The sequence below is a fragment of the Serratia oryzae genome (assembly GCF_001976145.1).
GTDB classification, from domain to species: Bacteria; Pseudomonadota; Gammaproteobacteria; order Enterobacterales; family Enterobacteriaceae; genus Chania; species Chania oryzae.
In genome coordinates this window covers 517628-529949 of the sequence record NZ_MOXD01000003.1, presented here as the reverse complement: position 1 = coordinate 529949, position 12322 = coordinate 517628, and the positions used below count along the sequence as shown (strand labels likewise).

12 protein-coding genes are annotated in these 12322 nt (G+C 53.9%); 10 read left to right on the top strand and 2 right to left on the bottom strand.

Going from position 1 to position 12322, the window contains the following annotated elements:
* Positions 1–176: 176 nt before the first annotated feature.
* Entirely contained in the window at positions 177–395 is a 219-nt protein-coding gene (locus tag BMI79_RS08385; protein ID WP_076941671.1) for a hypothetical protein, read from the top strand.
* A gap of 46 nt (positions 396–441) precedes the next feature.
* Complete coding sequence (locus BMI79_RS08380; protein WP_076941670.1) at positions 442–1041, top strand: hypothetical protein; 600 nt, start codon at positions 442–444, stop codon at positions 1039–1041.
* A gap of 99 nt (positions 1042–1140) precedes the next feature.
* On the opposite strand, the gene fadL is transcribed toward BMI79_RS08380, so the two are convergent.
* Positions 1141–2418, bottom strand: coding sequence for a long-chain fatty acid transporter FadL (gene fadL / locus BMI79_RS08375; RefSeq protein WP_076941669.1), 1278 nt, complete (start codon positions 2416–2418; stop codon positions 1141–1143).
* 405 nt (positions 2419–2823) lie between these two features.
* On the opposite strand from fadL, the gene BMI79_RS08370 reads away from it, so the two are divergent.
* From BMI79_RS08370 to sixA, 4 genes are all read left to right on the top strand, one after another.
* The gene (locus BMI79_RS08370) at positions 2824–3120 is read left to right on the top strand and encodes a YfcZ/YiiS family protein (protein ID WP_197091731.1); all 297 of its coding nucleotides are present in this window, start codon (positions 2824–2826) and stop codon (positions 3118–3120) included.
* A gap of 182 nt (positions 3121–3302) precedes the next feature.
* A complete protein-coding gene (gene fadI, locus BMI79_RS08365; RefSeq protein ID WP_076941668.1) occupies positions 3303–4613 on the top strand; it encodes an acetyl-CoA C-acyltransferase FadI in 1311 nt (436 codons plus the stop codon).
* Complete coding sequence (fadJ, locus tag BMI79_RS08360; RefSeq protein ID WP_076941667.1) at positions 4613–6769, top strand: fatty acid oxidation complex subunit alpha FadJ; 2157 nt, start codon at positions 4613–4615, stop codon at positions 6767–6769. The genes fadI and fadJ overlap by 1 nt, the downstream gene beginning before the upstream one ends.
* A gap of 425 nt (positions 6770–7194) precedes the next feature.
* Complete coding sequence (gene sixA / locus BMI79_RS08355; RefSeq protein ID WP_076941666.1) at positions 7195–7680, top strand: phosphohistidine phosphatase SixA; 486 nt, start codon at positions 7195–7197, stop codon at positions 7678–7680.
* A gap of 59 nt (positions 7681–7739) precedes the next feature.
* Here sixA and smrB read toward each other — a convergent pair whose 3' ends face one another.
* Positions 7740–8270 carry an endonuclease SmrB gene (smrB, locus tag BMI79_RS08350; protein WP_076941665.1) on the bottom strand — a complete coding sequence of 177 codons (531 nt, stop codon included), beginning with the start codon at positions 8268–8270 and terminating at the stop codon, positions 7740–7742.
* 233 nt (positions 8271–8503) lie between these two features.
* On the opposite strand from smrB, the gene prmB reads away from it, so the two are divergent.
* From prmB to BMI79_RS08330, 4 genes are all read left to right on the top strand, one after another.
* Positions 8504–9436 carry a 50S ribosomal protein L3 N(5)-glutamine methyltransferase gene (gene prmB / locus BMI79_RS08345; RefSeq protein WP_076941704.1) on the top strand — a complete coding sequence of 311 codons (933 nt, stop codon included), beginning with the start codon at positions 8504–8506 and terminating at the stop codon, positions 9434–9436.
* A gap of 34 nt (positions 9437–9470) precedes the next feature.
* A complete protein-coding gene (gene aroC, locus BMI79_RS08340; RefSeq protein ID WP_076941664.1) occupies positions 9471–10556 on the top strand; it encodes a chorismate synthase in 1086 nt (361 codons plus the stop codon).
* Between the two features lie 5 nt (positions 10557–10561).
* Positions 10562–11389: a penicillin-insensitive murein endopeptidase gene (mepA, locus tag BMI79_RS08335; protein ID WP_076941663.1), complete on the top strand. Its 828-nt coding sequence runs from the start codon at positions 10562–10564 to the stop codon at positions 11387–11389.
* 99 nt (positions 11390–11488) lie between these two features.
* A complete protein-coding gene (locus tag BMI79_RS08330) occupies positions 11489–12289 on the top strand; it encodes a sulfite exporter TauE/SafE family protein (protein WP_076941662.1) in 801 nt (266 codons plus the stop codon).
* Positions 12290–12322 lie beyond the last annotated feature (33 nt).

Genomic DNA, 12322 nt, shown 5'->3' with positions numbered 1-12322 from the left:
CCCGGCAAGGGGATGTCGCCTGGCTGCTGTCACCCGAACAGACCGACTGGTTGATGAAAGGCATTGACTGGCAGCGGGTGGATGGCCTGGATTTAACCGGCTGGAAATAACGAAAGACAGTGATTAATACATTGATTATCAATGACAATGTGGTGTCGTGTTGATAAAATACTCACATGAATATCGATGCCTTGCTGACCTCAAAAGACCCCGATAAACTGCGCGCTCTGGCGTTGAAATTACTCGCGGACCTTGAACAGCAGACGCAGCGAAACCAGTCACAAACGTGCTATATCCAGCAACTGGAAGAGGTGTCAACGCCAAGATTTATGACCGTTACTGTGGCGCTAACAATCAAGACAACCAAAATAAACTGGATGCGCAATATGTTGTAGATACGTGTAAAAATTGTGTGACCACATGGCCAGAAGGAGTAAAAAAATGACATACGACTTAGAACCTAATTGGAAACCAGGTGGGGGAGTTATAGTTACATGGTATGGAATTGATAAGAATGGGAGGGTTGCGATATTTCTAAATAATCGTTGGGGGAATTTACCCTCATGTTTATTAAGCATGAAAGGCGCCGAAGATAGTCTGGATTCAATATCGGAGTATTTGTATGAGGAATCTGGTAAATATAAACCTATATGCGAAGATAAAAAAGGTGATTATAAGCTAGATATGTTTCCTTCGTGGATAGGTCCTAAAGACATAAATAGTCTGAAAGCACATCACGACAGGATTTTTTTAGAGAACAGATTGTCTAGTGATGCGAACCTTGTAGCTAACAAGGGGTTGTTTATCTATCAAGCAGTTGAAGGCAATGAACCAAAGGAAGATTATCCTGTAGGATATGAAGGGGATACTGAAATGGGGGATTACTATCGTTATATGGTACCAACCATTTATGGCGGAATTGAAGACTTTCCTCAAGAACTAAGAAAAGGTATTGCAGTCTCTGACTCCTTGGATTTTACTGTAGACAGATTGATACCTAACAAAAATATCAATGAACATTTCAAGAAAATGTTTGGATAATGAAAAAGAGCCGCAACGGTATCCGCTGCGGCCTTACTTAAAAGCTTAACTGACAAAGCACTAGGGATTATCCCGGCGCTTTCTGTTCAGCAGAACCGATTAGAAACGGTAGTTGAATCCAGCACCGTACAACCAGGCCTTACCTTCAGAACGGAAGGTGTAATCACCTTCTTTAATCGTTACTCTCTGCCCGTGCATATACGAGATACCTACGTCAACGGAAGCATCTTTGTTGAAGGCGTAGCTTGCCCCGGCGCTTACCCATGTACGGTCCTGATCCGGGATCGAGATAGAGCGATTTTGTGCCGGAACCGGGCTATCATCGAAGGCGATACCGCCACGGAAGGTCCAGTTATCGTCGTAGTAGTAAGTGGTACCCAGCGCGATGCGGTAAGCGTCACGGAAGCCTTCATGCTTTTGGAATAGCAGTTGCCCGTCGCTACCCGTAGCTCTTAACTCCTGGAACTGGCTCCAACTGGTATAAGTCATGCTGTAGTGGATCGCCCACTGTGGGTCTACTTTGTTATAACCCGAGACTTCCCACATTTCTGGTAAATTGAGGTCCAGAGAGCCCGGGATGGTGTTGCCATCGGTGCCCCATGGAAAGCTTTTCGCTGATAGTCTCGGGTTAAGGGCTGAAGGCAACTGGCTGCTATAATCGCCGTCAAACTTGATTTTTACCTTAGAACGATAGGTGAAACCGTAGCGGTTGTTCTCATCCACTTCGTACAGAATACCGGCATTCCAACCGTAGCCCCATTCGTTACCATCCAGCTTGGAAATTTGTGTGTCGGCTGGAAGCCCCAGAGCTTTACCACTTTCACCGACATAACGCTCAAGTTTGGCATCGGCGTTCACCGCGTCAAAACCTAAACCGAAGCTGAAATGTTTATTCAGACGGTAAGCGGCGCTGAGGTTCAGGTTTATGGTGGTGAGGTCGGTTTTACCCGCAAAAGGGCCAGCGGCGTAGCTGTTATTAAATTCGGTGGCCAGGCCATAGTTGCTGGTTACGGAGCCACCGACAGCCCACTGTTCGTTCAGGGGGTGGATATAGTGAAGGTCCGGTACCCAGGCGGTTGGCGCGATATTCTTCGCATCCAGGCTCTGGCCTGAAGGTGAGGTGCCTGAGATGTCTACATCAGGATCGATAAACACCACACCTGTGGAAAAAGAGGGGCGGTCAAACATCATCATGGTCGCCGGGTTACGACTTCCTGACGCGGCGGTATCCGCTACTGCGCCTTCGCCAGAATAAGCACGCCCTAAACCGACTGACGAGAACTCATTCAGTTGGAATCCTGCGGCATATACGTTTGAAGAGATAATCGCCACTGCAACTGCAAGAGCTGATTTAGTGAACAGGTTTTTCTGGCTCATGACCAAAACCTCATTTTATATTTTTATTTAAACTATGTTACACGAGGTAACAATGAAAAATAATTGTAGGGGTCTGTTCGCAATTAGACAAATCAGACCAGTGGCTGAATTATAGGTCCGACCTGTTGTGTTGTTGCAAGTTTGTTTTGTATTTATTTCAAAAATGATATCAAAAAAGAGATCTGCATAACAAAAAAAGCGAAAAAACAATGAAACTTTTACTCTTTCTTAGCAGGCAGCGGTCTCCGTTGTATGTTTTTCAACGCTTGAAGCACTTACAAAAAGTAAGGCTAGTGATTGGCCTGCCCGAGGCGTAAAATAACCGCAGTATCTTATTTACTTGCGCCAGATCATCAATGGCTTTTTTTGGGCGAGTTTGATGCAGCCCGTGAGGAGATTTTAAACATGTCAGATGCAATTAATAAATGCAGCACTCAGGAAACCGCGGCCTGTTGCTGTATGGATGTGGGCACCATCATGGATAATACCGATTGCACCGCTTCCTATAGCCGGGTATTTACCAGTCAGCAGGAAGCAGAGGAAACGTTGGCTGCCTTGACAGAAAAAGCACGCGGCGTTGAATCGGATCCTTGTGATATCAGCAGCAGCATTAAACCGGTGAACGGCGGCGTGCAACTGGATATTGATTTCACTTTCGCCTGCCAGGCTGAAACCCTGATCTTCCAGCTTGGTCTGCGTTAATTGTTTTCCAAACCTGCGTAGGGCTTCTTACGCAGGTTGTTTATCTCCTGCTTGAAAGTTGCTCCCGCTCCCAGTTTTCACTTCTGTTGGTTTGCCAAATATAAACATTTGGTTAACAATGGCTTCATCAGGTCAGACCTCTTCTTGTCCGTTATGTTGACGGCCTATCTTCAGGAGCGTTTATGAGTAAGACACTGCCGTTGGTTACCCGCAATGGCGATCGTATCGCTATCGTTAATGGATTACGTACCCCTTTCGCCAAACAGGCCACCGCTTACCACGGTATTCCTGCGGTCGATCTCGGTAAAACAGCGGTGAGTGAATTGTTGGCTCGTACGGGCATTGACCCGGCATTGATCGAACAACTGGTATTTGGCCAAGTGGTGCAAATGCCTGAAGCGCCTAATATTGCGCGGGAAATTGTGCTCGGCACCGGCATGAGCGTGCATACCGATGCCTATAGCGTTTCACGCGCCTGCGCCACCAGCTTCCAGGCGATTGCCAACGTGGCGGAAAGCATCATGGCGGGCAGCATCAGTATCGGCATTGCTGGTGGGGCGGATTCCTCTTCGGTATTACCGATCGGCGTCAGCAAGGCGCTGGCGCGCACGCTGGTGGACGTCAACAAAGCCCGTACCCTGTCGCAACGTTTGAAGCTGTTCAGCAAGCTTAAATTCCGCGATCTGATGCCGGTACCGCCAGCAGTGGCCGAGTATTCTACCGGCCTGCGCATGGGAGATACCGCGGAACAGATGGCAAAAACCCACGGCATTACCCGCGAACAGCAGGATGCGCTGGCTCATCGTTCGCACCAGCTTGCGGCCAAAGCCTGGGAACAGGGGCTACTGCACGATGAAGTGATGACAGCCTACGTTCCCCCTTATAAAACGCCGCTTGCTGAAGATAACAACGTTCGCAAAGACTCCAGTCTGGAATCCTATGCCCGGCTGAAACCGGCGTTTGACCGTAAGCACGGCAGCGTGACTGCGGCCAACAGCACCCCGCTGACTGATGGAGCCGCTGCCGTATTGCTGATGAGCGAATCCCGCGCCAAAGAGCTTGGCTTGCAGCCGCTGGGTTACTTGCGCAGCTTCGCCTTTGCCGCCATCGACGTCTGGGAAGACATGTTGCTTGGCCCTTCTTATGCCACACCGCTGGCGCTTGAGCGCGCCGGGATTACCCTGGCTGACCTCACTCTGATTGATATGCATGAAGCTTTTGCCGCACAAACGCTGGCTAATCTGAAAATGTTTGCCAGCGTGGAGTTTGCCCGGCAGAAACTGGGGCGTGACCAGGCGATTGGTGAGGTGGATATGGAGAAATTTAACGTACTGGGGGGCTCGATTGCTTACGGCCACCCGTTTGCTGCCACCGGAGCCCGCATGATTACTCAGACACTGCATGAGCTCAAACGGCGTGGCGGTGGGCTGGGGCTGGCGACGGCCTGTGCGGCGGGTGGATTGGGTGCCGCGATGATCGTGGAGGTGGAATGATGAGCTTCGAAAATGCACTGCATGAACAGCGCGCCAAAGCGTCGGCATTTCATCTGATGTTGCGCCCAGACAATATCGGTGTGATCACCATTGATGTGCCTGGGGAAAAGGTGAATACCCTGAAAGCGGAGTTTGTTGAACAGGTCAATGAAGTGCTGCTCAAAGCCCAGCAGTTTCCGGCATTGGAAGGGGTGGTGATCCTGTCTGGCAAACCGGATTCCTTCATCGCCGGTGCTGATATCACCATGATTGCCGCCTGCAAAAGTGCCAAAGAGGCCGAAGCCTTAGCCAAAAAAGGGCAGAGCACCCTGGCACAGATTGCCGCCTTCCCGGTGCCGGTTATCGCCGCCATTCACGGTGCCTGTCTTGGCGGTGGGTTGGAATTGGCGTTGGCCTGCCATGGCCGCGTATGTTCACTGGATGACAAAACGGCGCTCGGCCTGCCGGAAGTGCAACTGGGTCTGTTGCCGGGGTCCGGCGGTACGCAGCGTTTGCCGCGCCTGATCGGTGCGCGTCATGCGCTGGATATGATCCTGACCGGCAAGCAGGTTCGCGCCCGGCAGGCGTTGCGCATGGGGTTGGTGGATGACGCGGTGCCTCAGTCGATCTTGCTGCAGGCCGCCGTTGAGCGAGTGAAACAAGGCTGGAAACCCCGCCGCGCACTGCCGTGGCAGGATCGCTTGCTCAACGGCCCGCTGGGCAGGCACCTGCTGTTTAGCATCGTGCGCAAAAAAACTCTGGAAAAAACCCACGGTAATTATCCGGCAGCGGAACGCATTATTCAGGTGGTCCGCAGCGGTTTGGATCAGGGCAACGCCAGCGGTTATGAAGCGGAAGCCCGCGCGTTTGGTGAACTGGCGATGACGCCACAGTCGGCCGCGTTACGCAGCCTGTTCTTTGCTTCGACAGCATTAAAAAAAGAGCACGGGGGGGAGGCACAACCGCATACGTTGCAGCGCGTTGGTGTGCTTGGCGGTGGCCTGATGGGCGGCGGCATTGCCTGCGTGACCGCCACGCGCGCGGGTTTGCCCGTGCGCATCAAGGATGTGAACGAGCAGGGAATTAACCACGCGTTGAAATATACCTGGGATCTGCTGGGGAAGCGGGTGCGCAGCAAGCGTATGCGCCCGGCCGAGCGGCAAAAGCAGATGATGCTGATCTCTGGTTCCACTGATTACAGCGGGTTTGACCGCGTTGATATCGTCGTGGAAGCGGTATTTGAAGATATCACCCTCAAGCAGCAGATGGTGGCAGACATTGAACAGTATGCTGCGCCGCATACCATTTTCGCTTCCAACACCTCATCGCTGCCCATCAGCCAGATTGCCGCCAAGGCGGCCAGGCCGCAGCAGGTGATCGGCCTGCACTACTTCAGCCCGGTAGATAAAATGCCGCTGGTGGAAGTGATCCCGCACGCGACGACCAGTGAGGAAACCATTGCTACCACCGTAGCGCTGGCGCAGAAGCAGGGGAAAACGGCGATTGTGGTGGCCGATCGCGCCGGTTTTTACGTCAACCGTATTCTGGCTCCTTATATTAATGAAGCGGCGCGCTGCCTGCTGCAAGGTGAACCGATCGAATCGCTGGATAAAGCGCTGGTGGATTTCGGCTTCCCGGTCGGGCCGATCATGCTGTTGGACGAAGTGGGGATCGATGTCGGCACCAAGATTATCCCGATCCTGGCTGCCGAACTGGGGCCGCGTTTTGCCGCTCCGGCGGCGTTTGACGCGGTGCTTAAAGATGGCCGCAAAGGGCGCAAGAATGGCCGCGGTTTCTATCTGTATCCCGCTGAGGGGAGCAAACGCCAAACGCGTAAACGTGAAGATAGCAGTATTTATGCGCTATTAGGGGTCAGCGCCAAAGCCCATATGCAGCATGCGGTGATCGCCCAACGCTGTGTGATGCTGATGTTGAACGAGGCGGCTCGCTGCCTGGAAGAGGGGGTGATCCGCAGCGCCCGTGATGGCGATATCGGTGCGGTTTTCGGCATCGGTTTCCCACCGTTCCTCGGTGGCCCTTTCCGTTATATGGACGAGCTTGAAGCGGAGAAGGTGGTAAAAACTCTGCGCTATCTGCAGCAACATTATGGTGAACATTTTGCACCGTGCGAACGCTTGCAGCGCATGGCTGAGCAGGGCGAACGCTTCTATCCGTAGAGAAGTTGCTCAGCACGGCGGCCCGGTTTGCGCTACAGTTTGATCAGGGCCGCACTGTGATCGTTATCACTCCTTGCAACAACTGCAATTTTGGATGCTGTACAGGGGGATAAGGGAGAGGTAACGTAGCGTACCGATGGCGGATCGCTCAGTGCCATCGAAGGACTCAACATAACCAGGTTAAAATTTAATCCGTTCAACCGATAGTTATGTGAGCAGTGAATTTGCGTTAGAGCACTGTTGATGCAAAAAACAGCGTTTTCTTTACGTGAACTTTCAGGCAAAATGCCCGGCCGCCATAGAGAGACGGCACATTATCGTTTTGACGCTCTTTGCTTTGGGCTTGTGCTCTTAAGTGCAACTCGGCGATACAGCACGCTCGGCGTTTCTGTATGGTGTTATTTTGTCAACAACAGCGGTGCAATATGCAAGTTTTGATTATGCGTCACGGAGAGGCGGTGCTTGAGGCAGCCAGTGATTCAGTAAGGCCTCTTACTGAGTGTGGCCGTGAAGAGTCGCGTCAGATGGCGGCTTGGTTGAATGCCCAGTCTGTGAATATTGAACGTGTGCTGGTCAGCCCTTATCTGCGTGCTGAACAGACGCTGGAAGTGGTACGCGAAGCGTTAACACTGCCGGAAGGTGCAGAAATCCTGCCTGAACTGACTCCGGGCGGGGACGCCGGGTTAGTGAGTTGCTATCTGCAGGTCTTGGCGAAAGAAGGGGTCGGTGCGGTGCTGGTGGTTTCCCACCTGCCATTGGTCGGTTATCTCGTGGCTGAACTGTGCCCAGGTGAATGCCCGCCGATGTTTGCCACCTCGGCCATTGCTAATGTTGAATTGGCCTCTGATGGCAGCAGCGGCACCTTTGCATGGCAGGTCGGCCCGTCACAGGTAATGGCGAAGGTCTGCTAAGCGCGTTGGCACCGTTGGAAGGGCGATGTGAATCATCGCCCTTTGTCATTTCTACGCGGCTACTCTTCCAGTTCGATCAGCACCAGCACCGCCGCATTGCCACCCCATTCTTTGGGTGCCTGATGAAACGCCAGCACGTCCGGGTGTTGTGCCAACCATAAAGGGGTCTGCTGCTTGAGAACGTGCTTACCGTGGCCGTGCATCACGCAGGCACAGTGAACGTGCTCGCGCTTACAGGCGGCGATCATCGCTCCTAATTCTTGCTTGGCCTGCAACTGCGTCAGGCCGTGCAGATCGAGAAACAGATCCGGTACGTAATCCCCGCGGCGCAGCTTTTTTAATTCATAGTGGTCATTGCCGGGGCGTATATAGCGCGTTGGGCCTTCATCATCCAACAGTGGCTGAAATTCGTCAGAAAAGTAAAAACTGGCATCGACCTGTTCCTGCAGCAAACGCTGCGGGGAGATTTGCCGGGTTTTCATTTTAGGCTTGGGGTGGACGATGGTGTCCTGCCGCAGCCTTCTCGCTCCGGTCACCGACTCCCTGAAGAGCTGCAGTTCATCTTTGCTCAGTGGGTGCTTATTCTTCATTATTTTCTCACTGGATATTATTTCTGGATATCGTCCTACATGAGCTTTGATACGTTCTTAGTTTATTTGTAGGAGCGCGCCTAGTTTACCTTGTCGAAGGGTTCTGTCGACGCAAAACTGGCGCTGAATGTAAACGAGAAGGGCTTAACGCGACTATTGCTGCTGATTTGTCGCGGGCTTCATGGCAAACTGTGGCGCTAAATCATGAATCACCGCGCCTGCTGGAGGGCAAATTGGACAAAATTTTCGTCGAAGAAGCAGTGAATGAACTGCACACCATTCAGGATATGCTGCGCTGGGCCGTAAGCCGGTTCAATGCTGCCAATATCTACTATGGTCACGGAACCGATAATCCGTGGGACGAAGCGGTGCAATTGGTTCTGCCCAGCCTGTTCCTGCCGTTGGATATCCCTGAGGAGATGCGCACCGCTCGCCTCACGTCCAGCGAGCGTCACCGCATCGTTGAGCGGGTGATCCGTCGGGTTAACGAACGTATTCCGGTGGCTTATCTCACCAACAAAGCCTGGTTCTGCGGCATGGAGTTTTATGTTGACGAACGCGTGCTGGTGCCGCGCTCACCGATTGGTGAACTGATCGACAATCGTTTCAACGCGCTGATCCCGCATCCGCCGCGTTACATTCTGGATATGTGCACCGGCAGTGGCTGTATCGCCATTGCCTGCGGTTATGCCTTCCCGGAAGCGGAAGTGGACGCGGTAGATATCTCTGCCGACGTGCTGGCCGTTACCGAGCGTAACATTCAGGCGCACGGCGTTGAGCATCAGGTGATCCCGATCCGTTCCGATCTGTTCCGCGACGTTCCGGCGATCAAATACGATCTGATCGTCACCAACCCGCCGTATGTCGATGCCGAAGACATGTCCGATCTGCCACAGGAATTCCGCTTTGAGCCTGAGCTGGGTCTGGCTGCGGGCAGCGACGGCCTGAAGCTGGTGCGCCGCATTCTGGCCTGCGCGCCAGACTACCTGAGCGATGACGGCGTGCTGATTTGTGAAGTGGGCAACAGCATGGTGCATCTGATGGAGCAATATCCTGACATCCCGTTCACCTGGCTGGAGTTTGACAACGGCGGTGACGGCGTGTTTATGCTCACCAAACAGCAACTGATTGACTGCAAAGACCACTTCAGTCTCTATCGCAGCTGATGAATCCAACGAAGACAAATTGTAAGGAGCCGTGATGGCAGGGAACAGTATTGGGCAGTTTTTCCGCGTCACTACATTTGGTGAATCTCACGGTGTGGCGCTGGGATGTATTGTTGACGGCGTGCCGCCGGGCATTCCGTTGACCGAAGCTGATTTGCAGCACGATCTGGATCGTCGTCGTCCAGGCACTTCACGCTATACCACACAGCGTCGCGAACCGGATCAGGTGCGGATCCTCTCCGGCGTATTTGAGGGGGTCACTACCGGTACCAGCATCGGCCTGATCATCGAAAACACCGATCAGCGTTCGCAGGATTACGGTTCGATTAAGGATGTGTTCCGTCCAGGGCATGCCGATTACACCTACGAGCAGAAATATGGCGTGCGCGACTACCGCGGCGGTGGCCGTTCCTCGGCGCGTGAAACCGCGATGCGCGTGGCCGCCGGGGCGATTGCCAAAAAATATCTGGCACAAAAGTTTGGCGTCAAGGTGCGCGGTTACCTGGCGCAGATTGGCGACGTGAGCTGTGAGCTGAAAGATTGGGAGCAGGTGGAGCAGAACCCGTTCTTCTGCCCGGATCCCGATAAGCTGGAAGCGTTGGACGAACTGATGCGTGCGCTGAAAAAAGAGGGCGACTCGATCGGTGCCAAAGTTACGGTGGTGGCGGAAAATGTGCCGGTGGGCCTCGGCGAACCTGTGTTTGATCGTCTCGATGCCGATCTGGCGCATGCGCTGATGAGCATCAACGCGGTGAAAGGCGTGGAGATCGGTGACGGTTTTGCCGTTGTGACCAAGCGCGGCAGCGAAAACCGTGATGAAATCACCCCAGAAGGCTTCCAGAGCAATCATGCAGGTGGCATTCTTGGCGGGATCAGCAGCGGCCAACCGGTAGTTGCGCATCTGGCACTGAAACCGACCTCCAGCATTATGGTGCCGGGCCGTACCATCAACCGCCAGGGTGAAGCGGTGGAAATGGTCACCCGTGGCCGCCACGATCCCTGTGTGGGCATCCGCGCGGTACCGATCGCTGAAGCGATGATGGCAATCGTGCTGATGGATCACCTGCTGCGCCAGCGGGCGCAAAACGGTGATGTGACTTGTAACGTTCCACGCTGGTAATTGCGATGAATAAATGGATGTTAGGCATCGTCGCCCTGGTGGCTTCAGGGGCAGCCATGGCGCTCACGCCGTGGCAGAAAATTGATCATCCGGTAGCGGGTAACCCGCAGGCGATTGGCGGTTTCTCCAATGGCTGCATCATTGGGGCGCAGCCGCTGCCGTTAAATTCCCCGAGCTATCAGGTGATGCGCACCGATCAGCGGCGCTATTTTGGCCACCCGGATCTGCTGGCGTTTATTCAACGCCTGAGTGACAAGGCACACCAGAAAGCGCTGGGCACGGTGCTGATTGGTGATATGGGCATGCCTGCCGGTGGGCGTTTCAGCAGCGGCCATGCCAGCCATCAGTCTGGGCTGGATGTGGATATCTGGCTGCAACTGCCGCGCCAGCGCTGGACGGCGCAGCAACTGCTCAAACCGCAGCCGATCGATCTGGTGTCTGCCGACGGCAAACGCGTGGTCGATAGCCAGTGGCAGCCACAGATTGAGTCGCTGATCAAGCTGGCGGCAAAGGATAGCGAAGTGACGCGCATCTTCGTCAACCCGGCAATTAAGCTGCGTTTGTGCCAGGATGCGGGGGCCGATCGCGACTGGTTGCACAAGGTGCGCCCGTGGTTTGCCCATCGTGCGCACATGCATGTCCGCTTGCGTTGCCCGGCGGGCAGCCGGGAATGTGAGGATCAGGCTCCGCCACCTGCCGGCGATGGCTGTGGCGCAGAATTGATGAGCTGGTTCAAGCCTCAGCAACCGAACGCCAACCCGGTCAAGACAGAGCCACCGCCGTTGCCGCCGGGCTGCCAGGCATTGCTGGATAACCATTTCGCCAGCCGTTGATTAAAACAACCATGACGCCTCGCCATGAGGCGTTATTCTTTTTCTGGTTGTAAATAATGTGGTTTTGTCGTTCTCTCCTTATTTTCAAGCAGGCAATCTATGGAAGGGCTGTTGTTAGGTCCCGAACTACTCGGGATACTGTTTTTTGTAGCGATGTTTGCCGGGTTTATTGATTCTATTGCCGGTGGTGGTGGGCTCTTGACCGTGCCCGCCCTGTTGGCCGTAGGCATCCCGCCAGCGCAGGCGCTGGCAACCAATAAACTGCAGTCGGTAGGCGGTTCCTTTTCCGCCAGCCTGTATTTTATCCGCCGCCGGGCGGTTGATCTCAATACGCAAAAGCTGACGATCTTCCTGACGCTGATCGGTTCGGTCATTGGTGCGATTCTGGTGCAGCATATGCGCGCCGATCTGCTGCGCCAGATGTTACCGCTGCTGGTGATCGGGATCGGGGTCTATTTCCTGTTGACTCCTCGTTTGGGGGAAAGCGATCGCCAACGCCGCTTGGGGGCCTTGCCATTTGGTTTGGTGGCCGGGGCCTGCGTGGGGTTCTACGACGGTTTCTTTGGCCCCGGGGCGGGCTCATTCTATGCGTTGGCCTACGTGACGCTGTGTGGTTTTAACCTGGCTAAAGCGACCGCCCATGCCAAAGTGCTGAACTTTACCTCCAATTTGGGCAGTCTGGTGCTGTTTATCATTGGCGGCAAAGTGATATGGAGCATTGGTCTGGTGATGCTGGTCGGCCAGGTGCTTGGTGCGCGTATGGGAGCTCATATGGTGTTGACCAAGGGGCAAAAACTGATCCGGCCGATGATCGTGGTGGTTTCGCTGCTCATGAGCTGCAAGCTGCTGTACGATAATCATGGTGCAGAAATCCAGCAGTGGCTGGCGTTGCATTTTTAACAGGGCAAAAGGGCGGCGCGCAGCAAGATATCA

Excerpts from the sequence above, each read along its gene's own strand:
- BMI79_RS08385 (WP_076941671.1), top strand. The coding sequence starts at position 177 with ATGAATATCGATGCCTTGCTGACCTCAAAAGACCCCGATAAACTGCGC.
- BMI79_RS08380 (WP_076941670.1), top strand. The coding sequence starts at position 442 with ATGACATACGACTTAGAACCTAATTGGAAACCAGGTGGGGGAGTTATA.
- fadL (WP_076941669.1), bottom strand. The coding sequence starts at position 2,418 with ATGAGCCAGAAAAACCTGTTCACTAAATCAGCTCTTGCAGTTGCAGTG.
- BMI79_RS08370 (WP_197091731.1), top strand. The coding sequence starts at position 2,824 with ATGTCAGATGCAATTAATAAATGCAGCACTCAGGAAACCGCGGCCTGT.
- fadI (WP_076941668.1), top strand. The coding sequence starts at position 3,303 with ATGAGTAAGACACTGCCGTTGGTTACCCGCAATGGCGATCGTATCGCT.
- fadJ (WP_076941667.1), top strand. The coding sequence starts at position 4,613 with ATGAGCTTCGAAAATGCACTGCATGAACAGCGCGCCAAAGCGTCGGCA.
- sixA (WP_076941666.1), top strand. The coding sequence starts at position 7,195 with ATGCAAGTTTTGATTATGCGTCACGGAGAGGCGGTGCTTGAGGCAGCC.
- smrB (WP_076941665.1), bottom strand. The coding sequence starts at position 8,270 with ATGAAGAATAAGCACCCACTGAGCAAAGATGAACTGCAGCTCTTCAGG.
- aroC (WP_076941664.1), top strand. The coding sequence starts at position 9,471 with ATGGCAGGGAACAGTATTGGGCAGTTTTTCCGCGTCACTACATTTGGT.
- mepA (WP_076941663.1), top strand. The coding sequence starts at position 10,562 with ATGAATAAATGGATGTTAGGCATCGTCGCCCTGGTGGCTTCAGGGGCA.
- BMI79_RS08330 (WP_076941662.1), top strand. The coding sequence starts at position 11,489 with ATGGAAGGGCTGTTGTTAGGTCCCGAACTACTCGGGATACTGTTTTTT.